Source organism: Motiliproteus sp., from assembly GCF_965230735.1.
GTDB lineage: Bacteria > Pseudomonadota > Gammaproteobacteria > Pseudomonadales > Balneatricaceae > Motiliproteus.
Genome location: NZ_OZ246016.1, coordinates 1477185 through 1500855 on the forward strand (window position 1 = coordinate 1477185; position 23671 = coordinate 1500855).

Consider the following 23671-nt stretch of genomic DNA (forward strand, 5'->3'; position numbering starts at 1 on the left):
TCCATGTCTAAAGCTAACTCCAAAACCAGCTCACGTTACCCCCAGTCGCTGGATCTGAAACATGGCAAGGTCGAGATGGCCCATGGGGCCGGCGGCAAGGCGATGGCGCAGTTGATCGAGCAGCTGTTTGTCGAGGCGTTCGATAACCCGATGCTGCGGGCCCAGAACGACCAGGCGTCGTTGGATCTGTCGTTGGCGGGTGTGCCGTTCGAGCGGATCGTAATGGCCACCGACAGTCATGTGATCAGTCCGATCTTCTTCCCCGGTGGTGATATCGGCGCGCTGTCGGTTCACGGCACCGTCAATGATGTGGTGTTGTCCGGCGCCAAGGCGCTCTACCTGTCGGCCGGTTTTATCCTCGAGGAGGGCTACCCGCTGGCCGATCTGAAACGGATCGTCGAGTCGATGGCCGCCGCCGCCCGTGAGGCCGGAGTGGCGATCGTGACCGGCGATACCAAGGTGGTGGAGAAGGGCAGTGGCGATGGCATTTTCATCAACACCACCGGGATCGGGGTACTGCCGACCGGACTGTCGTTGTCGGCAGACCGGGTACGCGTCGGCGACAAAGTGCTGGTCAGCGGCACGCTTGGAGATCACGGCGTGGCGATCATGTCGTTGCGGGAGAACCTGACCTTTGAGACCACCATCGAGTCGGACTCCCAAAGCCTGCATTCATTGACCGCGATGATGGTCGAACAGGTCCCCGAAATCCGCTGCATGCGTGATCCGACCCGGGGCGGGCTGGCGGCGACGCTGAACGAGATCGCCGGCCAGGCCGGGGTTGGGATCGAACTCGAAGAGGAGCAGATTCCGGTACGGCCCCAGGTGGCGGCGGCCTGCGAATTCCTAGGCCTGGATCCGCTCTATGTGGCCAACGAGGGCAAACTGGTGGCGTTCTGTCCGCCGCAGCAGGCCGATCAGTTGCTGGCGCTGATGCGCGAACACCCCCAGGGTCGGGACGCGGCGATCGTCGGCGAGGTGATCGAAGATCCGAATGCCTTTGTCCAGTTGCGCACCAGCTTCGGCGGTGTACGGATGGTCGATTGGATCAGTGGCGAACAGCTGCCGCGAATCTGTTGAGGTCAGAGAGGTTAGAGAGATCGATGAAAATACTGTTACTGACCCACAGCTTTAACTGCCTGACCCAGCGCTTCCAGCTGGAGCTGCGTCGGCTTGGCCATCAGGTCACGGTGGAGTTCGATGTCAACGATGCGATGAGTATCGACGCGGTCGAGCGGTTTGAACCGGATCTGATCGTGGCACCGTTCCTGAAACGCGCCATTCCCGAGGCGATCTGGCGCAATTATCTGTGTCTGATCGTCCATCCGGGGATCAAGGGTGACCGGGGTCCCAGCTCTATCGACTGGGCGATTCTCAACGGAGAAACCGAGTGGGGGGTGACCCTGCTGCAGGCCAACGAGGTGATGGATGGCGGTGATATCTGGGCCAGCCAGCGTTTCTCCATGCGTCCGGCCAGCAAGTCGAGCCTGTACCGAGGTGAAGTCACCGAGGCGGCCTGGCGGGCGATGGAGCAGGTGTTGGAGCAGTTGCCTCAGCCGGACTTCGCCCCGGAACCGTTGGACTACAACCGTGACGATGTGACCGGCCAGTGGCGTTGCCTGATGACCCAGGCGGACCGGGCGATCGATTGGACCCGGGATGATGCGGCGACCATCGTCACAAAAATCCGTAGCGCCGATGGTAATCCCGGACTGCTGAGTAGGGTTGCGGGTCGCGAGTGCTATCTGTTCAATGCCTGTGCTGACTTTAGCCTGAATTATCTGATTGATGGGGTTTCACCGGGTACGCCGGTGGCTCAGCGCGATGGTGCTATCGCACTGGCCAGCTGTGATACGGTGGTCTGGGTCTCCCATCTGCGTTTGAAACCGACCGAGACCCAACCGCGAACGTTGAAATTGCCCGCGACTCGGGTGTTGGATACCGAGTCGTTATCGGGGCTTCCAGAGCTGTCGGTTGGGTTAGCCGTGGCTGAGGGGTATCAACCGATTCGGGCCCGGATCGACGGCAAGAGAGCCTACCTGTACTTCGACTTTTACAACGGTGCCATGGGCACCGACGACTGCCAGCAGCTGTGTCGGGCCTATCGGCAGCTGGCCGGTGATCCTGAGATTGAAATGATCGTGCTGATGGGGGGCGAGGATTTCTGGTCCAACGGTATTCACCTGAATCTGATCGAAGCGGCGGACAGTCCGGCGGACGAGTCTTGGGCCAATATCAATGCAATCGATGACCTGACCCAGGCGATTATCGAAACCACCGATAAGCTGACCGTGGCGGTGATGCGGGGTAATGCCGGTGCCGGCGGCGTGTTTATGGCGCTGGCGGCCGACCGGGTACTGGCTCGGGATGGGGTGATTCTGAATCCACACTACAAGGGGATGGGCAATCTGTATGGCTCCGAGTATTGGACCTATCTGCTGCCGCGTCGTGTCGGCACGGAGCGGGCCGAACAGATCACCGGGCTGCGGTTGCCGATGGGTGTCGCGGAGGCCAAGCAGTTGGGCCTGATCGACCAGATCCTGTCTGCCGAGCAGTTTGAGACGGCGCTGGAACAGCAGTTGCTGACGCTGGAGCAGCAGTCTACTCGGCTGCTGGAACAAAAGCGCTTGCAGCGCCAGGCCGATGAACACGAAAAACCGTTGGCCGAATACCGAGCCGAGGAGCTGGAGCGGATGAAGCTCAACTTTTACGGCTTTGATCCCAGCTACCATGTGGCCCGCTACCACTTCGTCTACAAGCTACCCAAGGCGCGGACACCGCCCTATCTGGCGCCCCATCGTCGGGTACGTCAGCAAGCCTGAAACTTCGCTCAGGCCCTCAATGGGCCTGAGCTGGGAGGACTAGAAACAGTCCTGCTGGCAGTAGTAGTGGTGCACCAGCCCCTGGTAATCCAACGAGGCCTTGAACTGCTCCAGTTGCTGCTGCCAGCGTTGGACTTCGGTTGCCGGTATGGCGGCCGAGAAACCGATGTAGACCGGCTGCTTTTGCACCGCGACGCCGGTGTTGCGCAGTTGTTTCGAAGCCACCGGGTCGGACTCCAGTACGGTGGGAATCAGGGTCTGATTCAAGGTGGCCAGACTGACTTCGCCGGCAGCGAGCAGATCCCAGCAGACCTTGTAGGAACCTTCTGCGCGGATGTTGTTAAAGCCAAGGGACTCGAGCAGTTGCTGGTGGCCGTTGCCGCTGCGAACGCAGATCGAATCGACCGATTTGGCCTGTTCCAGCTGTTGGATACTGCTGGGGTGATCTTTGCTCTCAAACAGGTAGACATTGTTGTCCTGTAACGGGCCGACCCATTGTCGCGGTGATTGGGTTTGTTGTTGGCTCACATCGACCAGCGCGACAGCCGTTGAGCCGTCCAGTGCCTTGATACCTTGCTGCTGCGCCACCTGCTCGATGCTGGGCTCCAGTTCCAGCTGCATCATCAGCTCACGGGTCAATTCCACCAGCATGGCCCGTTGTCCACCATGATGTTTGCCCCGCAACTGGCCGCTGCTATCGGTAAAACTCGCCCGTTCAACGCCGTGAATCTGTACTTTCAAGGGTTCTGCTGAGGCTGCTCCCCAACTGAGGGCGGCAGCTACGCCGATTGCGGCGGCTGGGAATAATGATTTCATCTGAGCGCTCCTTAGCTCGTTTTGGCGCAATGGCCGATGGGCTTGAGTATGTCATGCAGGGATTGAGGCTGTAGTTGATCTTTATCTAGTTGCAGGGGATCTAATGGCGAGCAGCCTAAATTAGTTGTATTGAATATTAGATAGATCTGAATTAACCTTGATGATCTTCGAGGATGGCGACAAAGAGTGGGCCGTCTGGTCGCACAGAGGAGACGTTCAGATGTTGGTATCGTTGACCCCGAGTGGAGTTTTACTGGCGCTTGCCGGCGGCGGATTGATCGGTCTGTCAGCGATTGTGCTGCTCTGGAGTAACGGTCGCATCGCCGGAATCAGCGGTATTCTGTTTGCGTCCCTACAGGGCAAGCCCGATAGCGGTTGGCGTTGGATGTTTCTACTCGGCCTGGTGCTCGGTGGGCTGTTGTTTCATGCCTTGACCGGCCAGCCCCAACCGGCCCCTCCCCAGGCGTCGATAGGGTTGCTGATGTTGGCTGGCTTGCTGGTCGGCCTAGGTACCCGACTGGGCAGCGGTTGTACCAGTGGCCATGGTGTCTGTGGCCTGGCCCGATTTTCGGTCCGATCTCTGGCGGCTACCTTGACCTTTATCGGCAGCGGCATGCTGACGGTGTTTTTTCTCGGTTGATCGGTATTGGGCTGACGGATACAGGAATAAAAGCAGGAGTAGCCGGATGAAGAATCTTTTGGCGTTACTGGCAGGCGGGCTGTTTGGAGCGGGTTTGGCGATGTCCGGCATGACCGATACCACCAAGGTGATCGGCTTTCTGGATGTTTTCGGGGGCTGGGATCTGACCCTGGCTCTGGTCATGGTTGGTGCGCTACTGGTAACCGTGCCGGGTTATTACTGGATTCTGCAGCAACCTAGACCCGCTTGTGAGACGCGTTTTCATATGCCGGCCAAAGCGTCACTCGATTCCCCGCTGGTGTTGGGGGCCGCGCTGTTCGGTATCGGTTGGGGGCTGGTGGGCTACTGTCCCGGTCCGTCGATCGCGGTACTCGGTTACGGCAACTGGCAGGTGGTCCCTTTCCTGATGATGCTGTTGTTGGGCGGCTGGTTGGCGGGACCCGTTCGAACGGCGTTGGAATCGGGTATCAAGGTCGATCAGCAACGTGCCTGATTCAACCTCGGACCCTTGCCGATCAATGTACAAGAATTGATCTAACCGCTTCACAACAAAATGTGGATCGGCTAAGGTGGCCAGCTTTTAAACGACCACCTTCGCCGGATACCGCTGTTGAACCTGATCGCCAGTCTGCCCTGGTACGACCTGCCCGCCAGTCAACATGCACTGGATCTGTTCTGGAATCGTCTGCGCACGGAGCTGGAGTGCCTTTCTGTGTCCGGTTTACCGGCGCGATTGAACCGGGAATTGACCCCGCAACAACTATGGCAGCGGTCCGAGCTGTTGCTGAGTCAGTGTTGCGGCCCGGATCTGTTCACCGACGATGCTTGTGCGTTGGAACCGGTCGCCCGACCGATTTTCCAGGACCTGGCTTGTACGCCCGGCACCTATTTCAGTCATATCGTCACGGCTCGGTCGATTCCCACAACCACCAATCCGCGCTTGGTGGTCAACGCGCCGAGTTCCCGCTCGGGGTGTCTGGCTCTGTTGGAGTGGCTGGCAGAGCAGGGTCTTGCTGCCGATGCGGAACCGCTGATCAGTGGCTCGCACCAGCAGAGTTTACAGTACCTGCGCGAAGGGCGTGCCGATCTGGCGGCGATCGATGCACACAGCTGGGGCTTGCTGGATCATCATGGCTTGTCGGTGATTGGCTGCAGCCGTGAGGCGGAAGCGCCGCCTTTTGTGCGCCACCGTTTGAATCCGATTCCGGCATCGGTTCTCTACGCGGCTCTGGATGAGACGATTCAGGAGCTTGGCCCTTCGATCGGTATCAGTGGGCTGATCGAGACCGATATCGAGGTGTATCGGGATATGGCAACCGACCGATCATGCCTGTCCGCTTGTATTCAGACTGGCTCTGCTGAGCAGAGCCGTTTGCGTCCGGTCGCCTGAGGTCCCTCTCGCTTTAACCGCTTGGTTAGCGTCGGCTAGGTCCAGCCTGTTAATAAAGCACGACCGAGCGGATACTTTTGCCCTGGTGCATCAAATCGAAGGCATCGTTGATCTTGTCCAGCGGCATCGTATGGGTGATCAGGTCGTCGATATTGATCCGCCCTTCCATATACCAGTCGACGATCTTGGGGACATCTGTTCGCCCTCTGGCGCCACCAAAGGCGGTGCCTCGCCAGGAACGACCGGTAACCAGCTGGAACGGCCGGGTGCTGATCTCCTGACCGGCACCTGCAACCCCAATAATACAGCTCTCGCCCCAGCCTTTATGGCAGCATTCCAGCGCTTGGCGCATGGTGGTGACATTGCCGATACATTCGAAACTGTAATCCACCCCGCCGCCGGTTAGCTGGATCAGATGATCGACCACATCATCCACCTCGTTGGCGTTGACGAAATCGGTCATGCCGAATTGCTGGGCCAGCGATACCTTGGAGGGATTGATATCGACGCCGATGATCTTCGCGGCGCCGACCAGCTTGGCGCCCTGGATCACATTCAATCCGATCCCACCGAGTCCGAACACCGCCACGGTTGATCCCGGCTCCACCTTCATCGTAAAGGCCACCGCGCCGATGCCGGTGGTGACCCCGCAGCCGATGTAGCAGATCTTGTCGAACGGCGCGTCGTCGCGCACCTTGGCTAGCGCAATCTCCGGCAGTACGGTGTAGTTGGAGAAGGTGGAGCAGCCCATGTAATGCAGGATCGGCTCCCCATCGAGCGAAAATCTTGAACTGCCGTCGGGCATCACACCACGGCCCTGGGTTTCGCGGATCGCCTGGCATAGGTTGGTCTTGGGATGCAGGCAAAAGTCGCACTGACGGCACTCGGGGGTGTAGAGCGGAATGACATGGTCGCCCGGTTTGACGCTGGTGACACCCGGTCCGATATCCACCACCACCCCGGCCCCCTCATGGCCGAGAATCGCGGGGAAGGCCCCTTCCGGATCGTCGCCGGACAGGGTGAACGCATCGGTATGACAGACCCCGGTGGCCTTGATTTCCACCAGTACCTCGCCGTGTTTGGGACCTTCGAGATCGACCTCTACGATTTGTAACGGTTTCGCAGCCTCGAAGGCTACGGCGGCGCGAGTTTTCATAGGGCTCTCCTGCGGGATATTGATGACGTGGTTGCCATCAACTATAGACCCTCAGGTGAGACCGCTACTCGGCATAACCGGGAGAGGTGAAGATAGCACCGGCTTCAAAGCTGCCGGAGTTGCTGGGTAGATAGACCAGGTAGGGTTGGCTGGGTAGATCAGGTGTCTGACCGGCATTATTGATAAAAATACAGGCAGTACCGCCCCCGATGCCCAGCCAACTGGCGCTGGCAATATCGGCTGCAGGGGTGGCTTCCATCGGTGGTGAGGAAAGTAGCAGGGAGTTCCACAGATCGGCACAACCTTGATTGTCCGGTGTTGGCGGCATGGGCCAACCTTCGGTGCTGAACTGTAGAGTGGTTCCGTCAATGGCCGCAGAGGCGGGTTGATCTTTTGCAAGCCAGAGATTGTGGCCTAACAACGTTGAGGTTTTGAATGCACCCAGCGTGGCTGAGAGTGTACCGTTCTGAGCGGATTCACGGGCCTCGATAAAACGGGGCAGGGCTACGGCGGAGAGAATGCTCAGCAGCGCGATCACGACGATCAACTCGATCAGCGTAAAGCCATTTTTCTGCACGTTCCTGTTGCCTCTTTACGACGGTCGCTATGAGCCCGTTTGCGGGCGAAAATCCTTAATTTGTCCACGATGCGGGTTTGACGTTGCGTTGCGGCCTGGGTGCTTGATGCCCGGATGCAGACAGAAAATACCTCTTCGATCGAGGATTCGACTGTTGTTCAACGCCGAGCATGATATCGGTAATCCTGCCGCTTAGAAACCATCCAGTTGGCCGCCGAATTCGGCCCGGATGGTTGCAAGCGGAATGGCGATACCGAAACCTTCACCGCTGATCGAGCGATTCAGAACCTTCAGGGTGTTGATACCGATCACCTCTCCCTGCTCATTCACCAGCGGCCCGCCGCTGTTACCCGGAAGGATCTGGGTGTCGGTAACAACCCCCTGCTTGGCGATTCGGGTGATGATGCCGGAAGTGACGTGATCGCGCATTCCCAGTGGGCTGCCGATGGCGTAGACAGGCTGACCCTGAAACAGAGTGGCTTGTCCCAGAGCCTGTAGCTTCGGCGTGCGGTAGCCGTCGACTTTCAGCAAAGCAAGGTCATGCTCGGTACTCAGTGCCAGCAGGCGGGCCTTGAGTTTGCTGTTGTCTTTCAGAATAACGGTAAAGTGCTGCTTCACGCGGGATGAGCTGCTTTGAAAATTGAATTCGGATTGGGCTTTCCGGAATTTCTTGTTGCGGGTCTGGTAGTTGGCGTTGGTGTCGTCGTATTCCATTTTCCATAGTTGGTAACGATCCGAGAGGATTTTATAGTCCGAGCTGGCCGCGCCTTTGAGGGTGTTGCGTCCGGCCTGGCGAATTCGTTCCTCGTAGGCGTTCAGCTCCTGCTTCATCTCGCCAAGACGTTGCTTTTCGTTGCTGAGCCAGCTCTTCAGCGAATCAAGCTGTTTGGCTTCCTCAGCCAGAAGTTGTTTGCGCTCCTGCCAGTGACTCGTTTCGGTGGGGCGCACGACATGCTTATTGGTTAGCAAGAGGCCATCGTTGCTAACAAAGAACCCGGAGCCGACACTCATCGGGGCGTCGATCGACACCACTGCCTGGGTGGCGCGTTCGATCTCGGTTTGGGCATGGAAACGCTGCTCGAAGCGCGCGGCTAAGTCGGTATTATCGCTGACGTCAGCGACCTCGGCGGCATCCTGATCCGAGCCGGTTGCCGTCGAGTTCGCTGTCGTTCCATCTCTGCCGGTATTGCTCTGCTGCTGATGCTTGAAAGGCTTGTCGCTGAAGTGCCACTGACCGTTGGCATCCTGGTATTTGTAGATCTGTGCCTGTGCGCTCTGACCCGGCAGCAGGGCCGAGATTGTCAGGCTGGAGAGTAGAAGGACTAACGGGCCGAACCGGCTTGAACGACAACGTCGTATCGATCCGGCTCCGGTGCAGGCTGTTGCTGAACGATCCATAAGATTCATCCTTGATCACTGGCGATGAGTCTGAATGTATCAGATTGCCCCTCGGGCGCAACCGGGGGCTCGCCGGAGCCGTTCCGGCATTAAAAAAGGCAGCCGAAGCTGCCTTTAGGGAGACCTAACAGGCCGTGTTAAGCCTTAATCACAGAGGGCGTCGAGCTTGGTCTTCAACAGCTTATTGACCTGGCCCGGGTTGGCGGTGCCCTTGCTGGCCTGCATCACCTTGCCCATAAAGAAGCCCAGCATCTTGCCGCGCTTCTCCGGTTCGGCAGCCTTGTACTGCTCCACCTGCGGGGTCGCAGCGGCGATCACATCGTCGATCATCGCTTCGATCGCACCAGAGTCGGTGACCTGCTTCAGCCCTTTGGCTTCGATAATCGCATCGGCAGCACCTTCACCGTTCCCCCCTTCACCTTTCCAGATCGCTTCGAACACCTGCTTGGCGGCTTTGCCGTTGATGGTGTCGTCCTTGATCCGGGCCAGCAGTTGGCCCAGCTGCTCGGCAGAAACCGGGCTGTCGGCGATCTCCAGCGAGTTGCTGTTGAGGTGCTTGGACAGCTCGCCCATGACCCAGTTGGCCGCCAGCTTGGCGTCGCCGCACTGCTCGGTGGCGGTCTCGAAGTAGGCGGCCGTGTCACTGTAGCCGGACAGTACCCCGGCATCGTAGTCGGACAGGCCGTACTGCTCCATAAAGCGCTGGTGACGGGCATCCGGCAGCTCCGGCAGGGTGGCGCGGATCGCTTCGATAAAGTCGTCGTCGATCATCACCGGCAGCAGGTCGGGGCAGGGGAAGTAACGGTAATCGTTGGCTTCCTCTTTCGAGCGCATCGAACGGGCCACCTTGGTATCGCCATTGTAGAGCCGGGTTTCCTGGATGATTTCGCCGCCATCCTCGAGGATGTCCATCTGGCGCTCGACCTCGAGCTTGATCGCATCTTCCATGAACTTGAACGAGTTCAGGTTCTTGGTTTCGGTGCGGGTGCCGAACTCCTCTTCGCCCTTGTAGCGCAGCGAGACGTTGACGTCGCAGCGGAACGAGCCCTGCGACATGTCACCGTCGGAGATGCCCAGGTTGGTGACGATCGAGTGGATCTTCTTGGCGTAGGCGACCGCTTCTTCGGCGCTGCGCATATCCGGCTCGGAGACGATCTCCAGCAGCGGGGTGCCGGCGCGGTTCAGGTCGATACCGGTCATGCCGTGGTAGTCTTCGTGCAGCGACTTACCGGCGTCCTCTTCCAGGTGGGCGCGGGTGACACCGACACGCTTGGTGGTGCCGTCTTTGAGCTGGATATCGACGTGGCCGATGCCGACGATCGGGTCGTCCATCTGGCTGGTCTGGTAGCCCTTGGGCAGGTCCGGATAGAAGTAGTTCTTACGCGCGAACACCGACTTCTTGCCGATCTGGGCATCGATCGCCAGGCCGAATTTGACCGCCATCTTCAGCGCGTTGTCGTTGAACACCGGCAGGGTGCCCGGCAGTGCCAGGTCGACCGCGCAGGCCTGGGTGTTGGGCTCGGCACCGAAGGCGGTGCTGGCGCCGGAGAAGATTTTCGAGTCGGTCGCCAGCTGGCAGTGGATCTCAAGACCGATAACTGTTTCCCATTCCATCTGATCAGTCCTCTTTTATACGTCGCTGGGAGCTTTGGTGTGCCAGTGGGTGGCCTGCTGGAATTTGTGCGCGATATTGAGCAGTCGCGCTTCGTCGAAGTGCTTGCCGATCAACTGCAGTCCGACCGGCAGGCCATTGGCAAAGCCGACCGGGATCGACATGCCGGGCAGACCGGCGAGGTTGACCGAGATGGTGAAGATATCTTCCAGGTACATCGCCACCGGGTCGTTGGTCTTTTCACCGATCTTGAACGCAGGGTGCGGGGTGGTCGGCCCCATGATCACATCGACGTCGTTGAAGGCAGTGACAAAGTCCTGCTGAATCAGGCGGCGGATACGCTGGGCTTTGAGGTAGTAGGCGTCGTAGTAACCGGCCGACAGCGCGTAGGTACCGATCATGATCCGGCGTTTGACCTCATCACCGAAGCCTTCACCACGGGTGCGCTTGTACAGGTCTTCCAGATCCTGGGGATCTTCGCAGCGGTAGCCGTAGCGAACGCCGTCGAAACGGGACAGATTCGACGAGGCTTCGGCCGGGGCGATAATGTAGTAGGCCGGAATACACAGCTGGGTGTTCGGCAGGCTGATCTCCTTGACCGTGGCGCCCAGTGCTTCGTACTGCTTGATCGCATCCTGTACCGCGGACTGGATCTCGGGATCGATATCACCGCTGAAGTACTCTTTTGGCAGGCCGATTTTGAGGCCATCCAGCGGCCTGTCCAGCTCGGCGCTGTAATCGGGCACATCACGCTCGATGCTGGTGGAGTCCTTCGGGTCGAAACCCGCCATGACGTTGAGCATCAACGCACAGTCTTCGGCGGTGCGGGCCATTGGGCCGCCCTGGTCGAGGGAGCTGGCAAACGCGATCATGCCGTAGCGCGAGACGCGGCCGTAGGTCGGCTTCAGACCGGTGATGCCGGTCAGCGCGGCGGGCTGGCGGATCGAGCCGCCGGTGTCGGTGCCGGTCGCCGCCGGTACCAGACGCGCAGCAACCGCGGCGGCTGAGCCACCGGAGGAGCCGCCGGGGACCCGCTCGGTGTCCCAGGGGTTCAGGGCTGGGCCGTAGAAACTGGATTCGTTGGAGGAGCCCATGGCGAACTCGTCCATGTTGGTCTTGCCCAGGTTAACCGCGCCGGCGCGGTTGAAGGCTTCGATCACGGTGGCGTTGTAGGGCGCGATAAAGTTGTCGAGCATCTTCGAGCCGCAGCTGGTGCGAACGCCGTCGGTACAGAAAATATCCTTGTGGGCGATCGGAACTCCGGTCAGCGGGGCGGCATCGCCGGCCTTGATCCGGGCGTCGGCGGCTTCGGCCTGGGCCAGCGCCTGGGCGTGGGTGATGCTGATGAAGCTGTTGTAACGGCTGTCTTCGGTGGTGATCCGGTCGAGCAGGTTCTGGGTCAGCTCGACGCTGGAGAATGCGCCGCTGGCCAGACCTTGGGCGAGTTCGGCGAGAGTTTTGTTATGCATGGATTCTTTCCAGTGACTCGATGCGAAAGTTGGGCTGCGTAAGTTGGCTTGATCGTCGTTAACCTGAATCCAGGGACGATCACTCAATCACAGTCGATCGTTATTCAATGACCTTCGATACTATTCAATTACCTTCGGTACGAGGAACAAACCATCCTCGGTAGCCGGTGCGTTGGCTTGCAGGGTTTCACGTTGATTGGTTTCGGTCACCGCGTCGGGGCGCAGGCGCTGAACCGCATCCAGCGGGTTGGCCATCGGTTCGACGGCGCTGGTGTCGACCTGCTGCATCTGATCGACCAGGGCAAGGATGTTGTTGAGGTTGTCGGCGTACTCAGGAATGTCGGATTCATTGATCTGCAAGCGAGCCAGATGGGCGATTTTCTCCACTTCGGAGCGGTCCAGAGACATGGCGTTTTCCTGACTGGGTAATGGGGTTTGAAAGATGTTCTAAAGGATGACCGCCAATGATAATGGGCCGACCGGGTCAGAGCAATCCGATAAGGCTGTAATAACGGGCTTGAACCTTGCTCAACGGGTGCGCCATTGCTAGAGTTAGCCGTTTATTTGATAGAGCCGCCACCCGCACCCTTCTGTGTCATCGATATAGGTGCTCTGGCCACAATCATTTTTCTAGCGAAGTCGGTCAATGTTTAAAAAATTACGTGGAGTTTTTTCCAGCGACCTGTCCATCGACCTGGGCACGGCCAATACCCTGATCTATGTCCGCGACAAGGACGTGGTATTGAATGAGCCCTCGGTGGTGGCGATCCGTCAACTCGGTAACCACAAATCGGTGGTGGCGGTCGGTACCGACGCCAAGCGGATGTTGGGTCGTACCCCCAGCAACATCTCCGCGATTCGGCCGCTCAAAGACGGTGTGATCGCCGACTTCCATGTCACCGAGAAGATGCTGCAGCACTTTATCAACAAGGTGCACGAAAATTCTTTCCTGACCCCCAGTCCGCGCGTGCTGGTCTGTGTGCCCTGCAAATCGACCCAGGTCGAGCGCCGGGCGATCAAAGAATCGGCCATGGGTGCCGGCGCCCGCGAAGTCTACCTGATCGACGAGCCGATGGCGGCGGCGATCGGTGCCGGCCTGCCGGTTGAAGAGGCCAGCGGTTCGATGGTGGTCGATATCGGTGGGGGTACCACCGAGATCGCGATCATCTCGCTCAACGGTATCGTCTATGCCGAGTCGGTCCGGGTCGGTGGTGACCGCTTTGACGAATCGATCACCTCCTACGTACGCCGCAACTACGGCTCGCTGATCGGTGATGCCACCGCTGAGCGGATCAAGCAGGAGATCGGTACCGCTTATCCCGGTGGCGAGATGCGCGAGATCGATGTTCGTGGTCGTAACCTGGCCGAAGGTATTCCGCGCAGCTTTACCCTCAACAGCCGTGAAATCCAGGAAGCGCTGGAAGAGCCGCTGAAGTCGATCGTTCAGGCGGTGAAGAGCGCGCTGGAGCAATGTCCGCCCGAGCTGGCATCCGATATCGCCGAGAGCGGCATCGTGTTGACCGGTGGTGGCGCGCTGCTGCGTGATCTGGACCAGCTGCTGGCCGAAGAGACCGGCCTGTCGGTGATCGTTGCCGAAGATCCGCTGACCTGTGTGGCCCGCGGTGGTGGTAAGGCGCTGGAGATGATCGACAAGCACGCATTCGAGCTGCTGGCTGCCGAATAAGAGGGCCGCTGTGATGGCGTGCCCGATGCCAAATCCCTGTCGAATCGAAACCGCCCACAGGCTGACCGGCTTGTGGGCGTTGTCGTCGTTGGAGGTGGGTTATTAAGCCGATCTTCAAAGGCCAGTCCTCCCGTACCCGGCTATCCCTGATTCTGGTTCTGTCGTTGTCGTTGATGGCGGCGGATCTGCTGTGGTCGCCGATGTCCTATTATCGCGGCTACCTGACCCTGGCGGTTACCCCGCTGCGTTGGCTGATGGATGCCCCGACCCGATTGCTGACCGGGCTGGATCAGTCCCTCAGCGACCGGGATCAGTTGCAGATCGATAACGAGAAACTGCGCTCGGACCTGCTGTTGATGGCGCGCAAGCTGCAACGCCTGGATTCGCTGACCACCGAGAATGCCCATCTGCGCGAGCTGCTCAATTCCAGTGAACGACTGGATCAACGGGTGCTGCTGGCCGAATTGATCGGCGTCAGTGCCGACCCCTTCTCCAACCAGTTGGTCATCAACAAGGGCCTCAACGATCAGGTCTACCTGGGCCAGCCGGTACTGGATGAAAACGGTGTCATGGGGCAGGTGGTCGAAGTGGGTCCTTACACCTCGAGGGTTCTGCTGATCACCGATGTCCAGCATGCGATACCGGTGCAGGATAACCGGAGCGGCTTCCGCTCCCTGTTGATCGGCAGCGGTAAGGGCCGTGATCTGCTGCTCAACCATGTGCCGGATACCGCCGATATTCAGGTCGGAGACCTGCTGATCAGCTCATCGCTGGGGGCTCGTTTCCCGTTCGGTTACCCGGTCGCTACCGTGACCGAGGTGATTCACGATCCCGGTCAGGCGTTTGCCACTGTTCGGGCGGAGCCCTCGGCGAGATTGGATACCAGTCGACATCTGTTGCTGGTCTTTACACCGCCGCAGCAACCGGTGCTGTCGGCCGAGTCGCCGGTTGAACCCAAGGCAACAGCCCCCGAAGCCGGTTCGACTGAAACCCCGAATACCGCGGCTGACGCCTCGGCCGTTTCCGAGGAGGATTCCTGATGGTTGCACCTCCAGCCCGTGGCAGCTGGGTGATCCTGCTCAGCTTTATGCTGGCCCTGATGCTGACCGAGATCCCGATGCCGGAGCCGATGGAGTGGGGGCGTCCCCAATGGACGGTACTGGTGCTGATCTACTGGGTGGCGGCGCTGCCGCACCGGGTCGGTCCCTGGTATGCCTGGATCGTGGGGTTACTGCTGGATATTCTGCAGGGCAGCCTGTTGGGTATCCACGCCCTGTCGCTGGCGCTGGTGGCGGTCTTGATGAAGTCGCTGCATCAGCGTTTCCGGATGTACCCGGTCTGGCAGCAGGCGCTGTTGGTCCTGGTGCTGGTCGGTCTCTATCAACTGCTGCTCAATTGGGGCCAGGCATTGGGCGGGGCCAAGTCGGACTCGTTGCTGTTCCTACTTCCGTCGCTGGTCAGCGCGTTTTTCTGGCCCTGGATTTTTGTCCTTCTGCGCAGCATCCGTCGGGCGTTGAAGGTTAGTTGAGATGGATTCCGCTCCCCGCTTGATTCTGGCTTCTGCGTCGCCCCGTCGGCGCGAACTGCTGAATCAGATCGGTGTGCTGTTTACCACTGACAGCGCCGATATTGATGAGACGCCGTCGAGCGGCGAACAACCGGCGGATTATGTTGAGCGAATGGCGTTGCAGAAAGCGCAGGCCGTTGCCGCCCGTCACCCTGATGCCCTTGTGTTGGGCAGCGATACCTCGGTCATCTGTGATAACGCGATTCTCGGTAAACCCGCTGATCAACAGCAGGGGGTTGAGATGCTGATGCGCCTGTCGGGCCGCAGCCACCAGGTTATTACCGCGGTAGCCCTGGTTGCCGGGGAACGTCAGCAGACGATCCGGGTCACAACCGATGTGCGGTTCAGAACGCTGAGTGCTGAGGAGTGTCGTCGATATTGGCAAACCGGTGAGCCTGCCGATAAGGCCGGCGGCTATGGCATTCAGGGGTTGGCCGCGGTGTTTATCGAACGGATCGAGGGCAGTTATTCCGCAGTGGTCGGATTACCCCTGGCCGAAACCGCGGCGCTGCTGGCCGATGTTGGCTTTCCGATCTGGCAACGGGTCGAGGGTTGATCGGCTCCGGGTTGGTATTCGGTTCGAACAGGATCGTGGGATACGCAAACTCGGCTGATCTCAGCCACTATTAAGACAGTAGCGCAGATAAGACAGCAGCGCAGATAAGACAGCAGCGCAGATAAGACAGCAGCGCAAATACGGCAGCATAAATAAGACAGCAGAAATTCAGTCTGGCGGTGTTAACTTCACACGGCCTGGCTATGAGCAGATTCACCGGCCGGAGGCGTTATCAGATCCGGGTAGTACCTGACGAAGGAGAAACGCAGGGCATGGGCGAAGAGATACTGATCAACTTTACACCGATGGAAACCCGGGTCGCCGTGATCGAGAACGGCATGCTGCAGGAGGTCTACATCGAGCGGGCCGAGCGCAAAGGCATTGTTGGGAATATCTATAAGGGAAAAGTGGTCCGGGTGTTGCCGGGCATGCAGGCCGCTTTTGTCGATATCGGGCTGGAGCGGGCCGCCTTTATCCATGTGGCTGAGCTGACACCGAATAACGGCAATCATGACGAGAAACAGCCCGAGCCACCGATCAGTTCGCTGCTGCGGGAAGGTCAGTCGCTGGTGGTGCAGGTGACCAAGGATCCGATCGGGACCAAGGGCGCGCGGCTGACAACGCGGCTATCGGTACCGTCGCGTTATCTGGTCTTTATGCCGGGGCGCGAGCATATCGGCGTGTCCCAGCGAATCGAGAACGAAGAGGAGCGCAATCGCCTCAAGCTGCTGATCAGTGAAGCACTGGCCGAGGATAATGGCGATGAGAGCGGCGGCTTTATTCTGCGTACCGCCGCCGAAGGCGCTCGCGACGAAGATATCCAGACCGATGTGGCCTACCTGCGCCGATTGTGGCGCAAGGTGCGCGAGAGGATGACCGACGAGGCGGTCCCGCGGGTCGTCTACGAAGACCTGCCGTTGCATATGCGAACCCTGCGGGATGTGGCGATACCGATGGTGGAACGGATCCGGATCGATTCCCGGGAAACCTTTCAGAAGGCCAACGAGTTCGTCTCGTCGCTGGTTCCTGAGATCAGTGATCGGTTGGAATACTATCCCGGCGAGCGTCCGATCTTCGATCTCTATAATGTCGAGGAGGAGATTCAGAAGGCCCTTGGCCGCAAGGTGGAGCTGAAGTCCGGCGGCTACCTGATCTTCGATCAGACCGAGGCGATGACCACCGTTGACGTGAATACCGGCGCCTATGTCGGTCATCGCAACCTCGAAGAAACCATCTTCAAGACCAACCTGGAAGCGGCCACCGCCATCGGCCGACAGCTGCGGCTGCGTAATCTGGGCGGCATCATCATCATCGACTTTATCGATATGGAAGAGCCGGAGCACCGACGTCAGGTGCTGCGCACCCTGGAGCGGGTGTTGGAGAAGGACCACGTCAAGAGCAAGCTGACCGGGGTGTCGGAGCTGGGGCTGGTTGAGATGACCCGCAAACGTACCCGCGAGAGTTTGGAACAACTGCTGTGCGAGCCTTGCAGCCAGTGCCAGGGGCGGGGTTCGATCAAGACGCCGGAGACGGTCTGCTACGAAATTTTCCGCGAGATTCTCCGTGAAGCCCGGGCCTACGATACCGATACTTATCTGGTGATCGCATCGCAGTCGGTGGTCGATCGACTGATGGATGAAGATTCGGACAACGTGGCCGAACTGGAGGCCTTTATCGGTAAAACGATCCAGTTCCAGGTCGAAACCCTCTACACGCCGGAACAGTTCGACGTGGTGCTGCGGTAACGGGAAATGGTCAGGCGCCATATCCACCATCTGCGACGCTGGGTCGTTTTCAGCTGCGTCGTACTGATCTTTATGCTGGCCGCTGTGCTCAGCCTGGGACGCTGGGCGATGCAGGTGTTGCCCGAGTACCGGCTTGAGTTGGCCGAGCTGATCAGTGATGAACCCGCCTACCGGATCGAGTTTGATCGGCTCAATGGTCGCTGGGCACGCTTTTCCCCCCGGCTTGAGGCTTCCCGGGTCAGTCTGTACCTGGAGGGCGGTCGTCGGGTCAATATCGGTCGCATGGAGCTGCAGCTCGATACACTGCGCTCGTTGTGGCATCTCGAACCGGTGTTCAACCAGATTTTGATCGATCAGGTCGACCTGTCGCTGTTCCGTGATCGGGAGGGCGGTTGGGATCTGGCCGGTGATCTGAACGGTGGCTTGGAGAGTTTGCCCAGCGATGGTAAGGGCAATATGCGCTCATTGGGGCTCTCGCTGTTGCTGCACGATCAGATCGAGATCCGCAATGGGCTGATCCGGGTCCAGTTTGAAGGCCAGCCGCCGTTGCCACCGCAGTTGGTCAATCTACAGTTGCGGAATCAGGGGGATCATCATGCCCTGCTGGCCGATCTGGTGCTGGGAAGTGAGCAGGCGATCGAGCTGAGGGCGGTGACCGAAGGTTGGCCGGGCGATCAGGACTTTACCGCCCGTTTCGCCTTCAATGCCCCGGTACTCGAATCGCGCTTCTGGAATCAATTTATTGCAGACCCGCCGGAAGGGTTAGCGCAGTATCGACTGGGGGCGGAACTCTGGGGCCGCTGGAGCCCGGACGGCCAGCATCAGCTGCAGGGGCAGGTCGCACTCCCGGAGCTGATCCTGCAGCGTGATGATCAGCAAGTTCGGGTTCAGGATCTGAGTTGGCAGCTGCAACTGGCGCTCCAGGGCCTTGATCAGGGTGAGCTGGCGCTGACCGATATTGAAGGACGGATTGACGACATCGCGATGCCGCTGCAGCGGTTGTCGGCGCGTAAGCAGGGGCCGGAGTGGGAGGTGTCGGCTCAACGTCTGGCGCTGGAGCCGCTTTGGCGTCTGGTTGAGCAACTGCCGCTGCTGGACCCGGCCGTCAAACAACAGCTGCAAGGCATGAATCCGGTCGGCACGCTGGATAATCCCCGCTTTGAGTGGCTCGGTGCCGCGACCGATCAATCGCCACAGTTTCGCTTCAGTGCCGATCTGAACCGGGTCGGGGTTGGCGCTTTTGCGGGCGCTGAGGGTGCTCCCGCTTTGCAAGGGGTGGACGGCCTTCTGGTCGCAACCAACCAAGGTGGTCGGGTCGACTTCTCTTCCGACGGCTTCGGGATGGAGTTTCCGCAGATCTTCAGTCAGGGCTGGCAGTTTGATCAAGCCCAGGGGGTGGTCAGTTGGCAGATCTCGGAGCAGGGGGTCAGGGTCGACAGCGAGCACCTGCAGTTGCGCAGCGACGCGGTTAATGCCGATGGGCGCTTCAGTCTCGACCTTCCCAAAGACCGGCAGCAGGATGGACGGCTAATCTTGATGATCGGGATGCACGATGCCGATGCTGGATTGGCGCCGTTGTTTGTACCGGATAAGGTGATCGATCCGAACCTGTTCGGCTGGCTGAAACGTTCGATCAAGGCGGGACGGCTCAATAGCGGCGGTCTGATCTATGACTTGCCGATCGATCGGCCCAATGCGCTGCAACAGGCCGCGTCCCTGCAGATGTTTTACGATGTGAGCGAAGCCGAGGTCGAGTATCAACCCGATTGGCCCGCGATCCGTCAGGCGAATCCCTTTGTATTGATCAAGGGCACCGAGTTGTTGATCGATCTACCGGCCGGTCAGCTGTTGCAGACCGAGCTCTCAGACGGTCGCATCTATCTGCCGCCGCACAGTCCGGTGCTGCAGATAGACGGCGATCTGAAGGGACCGGCGGCCGATATCCGCCAGACGCTGATCGAAGGTCCGACGGCCAAGGTGCTGGCCGAGCCTTTGACACCTTGGGCGTTGCAGGGGCAGAGCGAATCTCGGTTGAATCTGGGGGTCGATCTGAGCGAACCGGAGCGCTCGCTAATCCGGGTCAGCAGTCGATTGCAGAATGCGGTACTGGAAAATGCCGATCTGGGGTTGCGCTTTGATCAGCTTGAGGGGGATCTGAACTATCACGAACATAAGGGCTTATCGTCACCCAGCCTGAATGCGCAACTGTTCGGCTTCCCGCTGCAGGCCAGTATCCAGACCCGTAAGGGGCCGGATGGGGACCGGACGCTGATCAGCGGTCGGGGTACCACCAGTATGGAGGTATTGCAGCAGTGGCTGGATCAACCGTTGCTGGAGTCGTTGAGCGGTACGACCCAGTATGCCGCCCGTCTGGAGATCTGTGCCGCTTCCGCACCTTGCTCCAATCTGCGGATCGATTCCCAGCTGCAGGGGGTGTCGATCGGTTTACCGGCGCCCTTTGGCAAGTCCTCAGCGAGTAAACGGGCCCTGGGCGTTGATGTCAGCCTGGAAGAAACGCCCTGGATGCGGGTGCGTTATGACCGTCGGTTTGACCTGTTGCTGCCGCTGACCAGCGAATTCAGCGGCGCTGAGCTGGTGCTGGGGCGGGATCAGACCGCTCCCAGTCGGCGCCGTGACGGACTCTGGATTCGTGGTCACATACCGACGTTGGAGCTGGAACCCTGGCAGGCGTTTTTTGAGCAGAGCTTTGCCGCTCCCACGAAGGCTGACAAGGCGACGAAAACAGCCACGACCTATGAGGTGGATGCCGTCGAGAAACTGTTGCGCCAAGCCGAGCTTCGGGTCGATCAGCTCAAGATCGGAGATTTTAATCTGGATCAGCTGAGTGCCCGGTTGCGACCTGCAACAGGGCACTGGCAGCTGGCGTTGGATAGTCCGTTGTTACGTGGACAGCTGCTGTTACCCAAAGTCGGGGTGCCGCAGCTGGAACTGGATTACCTGCAGTTGCCTGCGGCCGATAAGACCCAGGCCGATACTGATAAGCCGGTTACCCCGAAGCCTTTTGTGGCCGAGCAAGACCCGCTGTTTGCACTGAATCCGTCGACCTTGCCGGCCTTGAAGGTCAAGCTGGACCAGCTGCGTCGAGGCGAGCAGGCGTTGGGTCGCTGGCAGTTCCTGATGCAGCCTTATGCTGGAGGCCTGAAAGTTGTTGATCTGAGTGCCCGGATGGGAACCTTGGCAATGACCGGTGCGATTGACTGGCGCTACCGGCAGGGAGTCCATCGCACCGATGTCGGGTTGATGTTCACCACCAGTGATCTGGGCAAGGTGATGCAGGCTTGGGGTTCGGATCCGGGGATTGAAACCCAATCGGCGGTTATCGAGAGCCAGCTGGCCTGGGATGGCTCACCTTTGGCTTTCAACTGGCAGACTTTGGACGGTGAAGCCGAAATCGGAGCCGGTCAGGGCCGGATTCTGGATACCGGTGAAGGGGCTCAGGTGCTGAAGCTGTTCAGCCTGTTTAACAGCAAGACGATCTTCCGACGCCTGACACTGGACTTCTCTGACCTGACCAAGAAAGGCATCAGTTTCGATCATATTACCGGTCGTTATCGAATCAGCGACGGTATCGCTCAAACCATGAAACCGTTGGAGCTGATCGGGCCGACCTTCGATCTGACGATGGAGGGATCGCTGGATCTCTACCGGGAGACGGTCGACAAAACCATGCAGGTAACCCTGCCGGTCAGCGAGAACCTGCCGGTGGCAGCCGCCTTTATGGCCACTCCGCAGGTGGCCGGTGCGGTGTTCCTGTTTCAGAAACTTTTCGGTAAGAAGTTGAGTAAATTCACCTCGGTGAAGTACCGTATTGAGGGTGGGTGGAGTAATCCGAAGATGGAGCTGATCCAACAGCAACGGAACCCCCAGCCCAACCTGGAGAACTAATCCTTATCGTCGAAATTCACGGCGATATAGCTTGAGTAACGGATCGAGGAGTAGGCCGTGTCGATCGAATCGGACAACACCACCAAACTGTTTCGTCGTACCTTCCCGGTGGGACCGCTGCAGTGTAACTGTACCCTGATCGGAGACACCGAAACCGGTCGTGCCATCGTGGTCGATCCCGGCGGCGATGCCGACAAGATTCTCAATGAATTGAATGCTAACGGCTTGCAGCTGGTGGCGATCTATCACACCCATGCCCATCTGGATCATGTGCTGGCGGCCGGCGCACTGAAGGAGAAAACCGGCGCGCCGATCTACCTGCACGATCAGGATAATTTCCTATGGGATATGATCGAGCAGCAGTGTCAGATGTTCGGCGTGCCCTATACACCGCAGCCGGATCCGGATGAGGTGATCAAGGATGACCAGGACCTGGGTTGTTGCGGCGGGGTGGCAATCCATACCCCGGGTCATACCCCAGGTTCGACCAGCTTCTGGTTCGAAGAGGCGAAGCTGCTGATTGCCGGTGATACGCTGTTCCGTCGTTCCATCGGTCGTACCGATCTTTGGGGGGGGGATTACGGCCAGATCGAGAAGTCGATCAAAGAGCGTCTCTATACCCTGGATGAACAGGCGGTGGTCGTGACCGGCCATGGGCCCGACACCACCATCGGTGAAGAGCGCGAACAGAATATGGTGATCCGTGCCTGATACTTCAAACTCAGAACGGCGTGAGAGGCCGGCAATCGTTGCCGCGGTCCAACTGATCAGTGGCGGCGACTGGCGTCACAACCTGGAGCGGGCGGCCCATTGGATCGCCGAAGCGGCATCCCGCGGGGCCGAGCTGGTGTTGTTGCCGGAGAACTTCGCCGTGTTCAATACCTCGATGTTGATCGAGCGTGGACGTGAGGAGCTGAGTCCCGAGGGGCCGATCCGGCAGTTCTTATCTCAGCAGGCCAAACAGCATGGCATCTGGTTGGTGGCCGGATCGTTACCGATTTTGAACCAGGCCGGTGATCGGGTCCGTGCCGCCTGTCTGGTGGTTGATGATCAGGGACGTGAATGCGCGCGTTACGACAAGCTGCACTTGTTTGATGTCGATGTCGGCGACAGCCAGGGGCGCTATCGGGAATCCGATGAGATCGAGCCCGGTGAGGCGCTGGTGCTGGTGGATACCCCGGTTGGCCGCCTGGGACTGACGATCTGTTATGACCTGCGCTTTCCCGAACTCTACCAGGCACTACGCGCCCAAGGGGCCGAGCTGGTCAGCGTACCGGCCGCCTTTACACAGGTGACCGGCGAAGCTCACTGGGAAGTCTTGTTGCGAGCCCGGGCGATTGAGAATCAGTGCTTCGTCATCGCCTCAAACCAGGGCGGCGTGCATAACGCCAAACGGGAAACTTACGGCCATTCGATGATTGTCGATCCCTGGGGTGAACGTCTCGACTGTCTGGAAAAAGGTGAGGGCTTGGTGCTGGCTGAACTCGACCTGGAGCGTCAGCAGCAGTTACGTCGACAGATGCCGGTGGTCAGCCACCAGCGCCCGGAGCTGTTTCGCGATAACAGCGACTGATCTCGAGGGCGCTTAGGCTAAGTCATTTCCGCTCGGATTAATTCGATGGGCTCGAGCGTAGAAGTTTGTACAACGTCACCTGATCGGGCAGACCGGTGACCTTGATCCCCTGCTGTCGTTGGTAGCTCTCCAGAGCTGCGATGGTTGTGTCACCGAACAGCCCGTCAGCCGCCCCGGTGTAATGCTTGGCTTTCTGCAGCTGCTCCTGAACCTGTTTGAGCACCTTTTTATAGATGTAGGTTTTCTGCTCGTCGTTAACTGCAACGACGAGGTCGGAGTGCTCGGTTAGCCGTTGTTCCAGCAGGGTTCCGGCCAACATATTTACCGCGACGTAAAAGCGTTGGTTCAGGTTTTTCCGGCAGTGGTTCTCCAGCAGGGCTGCCAGGAAGGGGGTGTTACCCCAGGGAACCAGGTCGAAGGTCTCGTCAGTGAACTGGTTGGCCGCCGAAAGGTAGCCGTCGATCCAGCCCATATAGAGGTTGAAGGTTGGCGAGTTTTTGCTTTTTTCCTCGATAAACTTTGCACAACTGACCATACCGGCATTTCTGACGGCAAAGCGCCCTTGTGAGTCGGCGGCAGTCGCGAGGGTTGAGCTAAAAAAGCCAAACAGCAACAGCAGGGTTGAGGCTCTGTTTCTAAGGTCCAAGGCTCGATTCCTTTCTTAACGGTGGCGTCTCCATCATTGGAGATCGTCCGTCCATGGTAGCTAAGGCGGATCATAAGTACACCCTGGAGACGACCTGTCTCCAAGGTGTTGTGG

Annotated in this window: 21 protein-coding genes; 13 read left to right on the forward strand and 8 right to left on the reverse strand. The window is 59.1% G+C overall.

Annotated features, from left to right (window positions below):
• Positions 1 to 3 precede the first annotated feature (3 nt).
• Together hypE and ACO05M_RS06890 are read left to right on the forward strand one after the other, a co-directional pair.
• On the forward strand, positions 4 to 1080 hold the full coding sequence (gene hypE / locus ACO05M_RS06885) for a hydrogenase expression/formation protein HypE (protein WP_421869328.1): 1077 nt from the start codon (positions 4 to 6) through the stop codon (positions 1078 to 1080).
• A gap of 23 nt (positions 1081 to 1103) precedes the next feature.
• A complete protein-coding gene (locus ACO05M_RS06890) occupies positions 1104 to 2822 on the forward strand; it encodes a hydrogenase maturation protein (RefSeq protein WP_421869331.1) in 1719 nt (572 codons plus the stop codon).
• A 39-nt stretch (positions 2823 to 2861) separates the two neighbouring features.
• On the opposite strand, the gene ACO05M_RS06895 is transcribed toward ACO05M_RS06890, so the two are convergent.
• Positions 2862 to 3638 carry a hypothetical protein gene (locus ACO05M_RS06895; RefSeq protein WP_421869333.1) on the reverse strand — a complete coding sequence of 259 codons (777 nt, stop codon included), beginning with the start codon at positions 3636 to 3638 and terminating at the stop codon, positions 2862 to 2864.
• Between the two features lie 220 nt (positions 3639 to 3858).
• Between ACO05M_RS06895 and ACO05M_RS06900 the strand changes: the two genes are divergently transcribed.
• The 3 genes from ACO05M_RS06900 (at position 3859) to ACO05M_RS06910 (ending at position 5668) form a co-directional block, all read left to right on the forward strand.
• Entirely contained in the window at positions 3859 to 4278 is a 420-nt protein-coding gene (locus ACO05M_RS06900; protein ID WP_421869336.1) for a YeeE/YedE family protein, read from the forward strand.
• 46 nt (positions 4279 to 4324) lie between these two features.
• On the forward strand, positions 4325 to 4771 hold the full coding sequence (locus ACO05M_RS06905; protein ID WP_421869339.1) for a DUF6691 family protein: 447 nt from the start codon (positions 4325 to 4327) through the stop codon (positions 4769 to 4771).
• A 117-nt stretch (positions 4772 to 4888) separates the two neighbouring features.
• Positions 4889 to 5668 carry a PhnD/SsuA/transferrin family substrate-binding protein gene (locus ACO05M_RS06910; RefSeq protein WP_421869342.1) on the forward strand — a complete coding sequence of 260 codons (780 nt, stop codon included), beginning with the start codon at positions 4889 to 4891 and terminating at the stop codon, positions 5666 to 5668.
• Between the two features lie 49 nt (positions 5669 to 5717).
• Here the strand turns inward: ACO05M_RS06910 and ACO05M_RS06915 are convergent, their stop codons facing one another.
• From ACO05M_RS06915 to gatC, 6 genes are all read right to left on the reverse strand, one after another.
• Positions 5718 to 6824 (reverse strand): S-(hydroxymethyl)glutathione dehydrogenase/class III alcohol dehydrogenase, encoded by a 1107-nt coding sequence (locus ACO05M_RS06915; RefSeq protein WP_421869344.1) that lies wholly within the window; start codon positions 6822 to 6824, stop codon positions 5718 to 5720.
• Positions 6825 to 6888: 64 nt separating this feature from the next.
• On the reverse strand, positions 6889 to 7401 hold the full coding sequence (locus ACO05M_RS06920; protein ID WP_421869346.1) for a type II secretion system protein: 513 nt from the start codon (positions 7399 to 7401) through the stop codon (positions 6889 to 6891).
• A gap of 192 nt (positions 7402 to 7593) precedes the next feature.
• Positions 7594 to 8799 (reverse strand): trypsin-like peptidase domain-containing protein, encoded by a 1206-nt coding sequence (locus ACO05M_RS06925; RefSeq protein WP_421869348.1) that lies wholly within the window; start codon positions 8797 to 8799, stop codon positions 7594 to 7596.
• Positions 8800 to 8943: 144 nt separating this feature from the next.
• Positions 8944 to 10413, reverse strand: coding sequence for an Asp-tRNA(Asn)/Glu-tRNA(Gln) amidotransferase subunit GatB (gene gatB / locus ACO05M_RS06930; protein WP_421869351.1), 1470 nt, complete (start codon positions 10411 to 10413; stop codon positions 8944 to 8946).
• Between the two features lie 15 nt (positions 10414 to 10428).
• Positions 10429 to 11880 (reverse strand): Asp-tRNA(Asn)/Glu-tRNA(Gln) amidotransferase subunit GatA, encoded by a 1452-nt coding sequence (gene gatA, locus ACO05M_RS06935; RefSeq protein ID WP_421869354.1) that lies wholly within the window; start codon positions 11878 to 11880, stop codon positions 10429 to 10431.
• A gap of 120 nt (positions 11881 to 12000) precedes the next feature.
• Positions 12001 to 12288, reverse strand: a complete 288-nt coding sequence (gene gatC / locus ACO05M_RS06940; RefSeq protein ID WP_421869357.1) for an Asp-tRNA(Asn)/Glu-tRNA(Gln) amidotransferase subunit GatC — start codon at positions 12286 to 12288, stop codon at positions 12001 to 12003.
• Between the two features lie 238 nt (positions 12289 to 12526).
• Here gatC and ACO05M_RS06945 point away from each other — a divergent pair, with 238 nt between their 5' ends.
• From ACO05M_RS06945 to ACO05M_RS06980, 8 genes are all read left to right on the forward strand, one after another.
• Entirely contained in the window at positions 12527 to 13564 is a 1038-nt protein-coding gene (locus ACO05M_RS06945) for a rod shape-determining protein (protein ID WP_114696142.1), read from the forward strand.
• A 110-nt stretch (positions 13565 to 13674) separates the two neighbouring features.
• A complete protein-coding gene (gene mreC, locus ACO05M_RS06950; RefSeq protein ID WP_421870685.1) occupies positions 13675 to 14604 on the forward strand; it encodes a rod shape-determining protein MreC in 930 nt (309 codons plus the stop codon).
• Entirely contained in the window at positions 14604 to 15092 is a 489-nt protein-coding gene (mreD, locus tag ACO05M_RS06955) for a rod shape-determining protein MreD (RefSeq protein WP_421869360.1), read from the forward strand. Before mreC ends, mreD begins: the two co-directional genes overlap by 1 nt.
• A 1-nt stretch (position 15093) precedes the next feature.
• A complete protein-coding gene (locus ACO05M_RS06960) occupies positions 15094 to 15687 on the forward strand; it encodes a Maf family protein (protein WP_421869364.1) in 594 nt (197 codons plus the stop codon).
• 272 nt (positions 15688 to 15959) lie between these two features.
• Entirely contained in the window at positions 15960 to 17432 is a 1473-nt protein-coding gene (gene rng / locus ACO05M_RS06965; protein ID WP_421870689.1) for a ribonuclease G, read from the forward strand.
• 6 nt (positions 17433 to 17438) lie between these two features.
• Entirely contained in the window at positions 17439 to 21338 is a 3900-nt protein-coding gene (locus ACO05M_RS06970) for a YhdP family protein (protein ID WP_421869367.1), read from the forward strand.
• Positions 21339 to 21395: 57 nt separating this feature from the next.
• Entirely contained in the window at positions 21396 to 22049 is a 654-nt protein-coding gene (locus ACO05M_RS06975; protein WP_421869370.1) for an MBL fold metallo-hydrolase, read from the forward strand.
• Complete coding sequence (locus tag ACO05M_RS06980) at positions 22042 to 22911, forward strand: carbon-nitrogen hydrolase family protein (protein WP_421869373.1); 870 nt, start codon at positions 22042 to 22044, stop codon at positions 22909 to 22911. Before ACO05M_RS06975 ends, ACO05M_RS06980 begins: the two co-directional genes overlap by 8 nt.
• Positions 22912 to 22948: 37 nt before the next feature.
• Here the strand turns inward: ACO05M_RS06980 and ACO05M_RS06985 are convergent, their stop codons facing one another.
• Positions 22949 to 23557 (reverse strand): peptidoglycan-binding domain-containing protein, encoded by a 609-nt coding sequence (locus ACO05M_RS06985; RefSeq protein WP_421869376.1) that lies wholly within the window; start codon positions 23555 to 23557, stop codon positions 22949 to 22951.
• Positions 23558 to 23671: the final 114 nt, after the last annotated feature.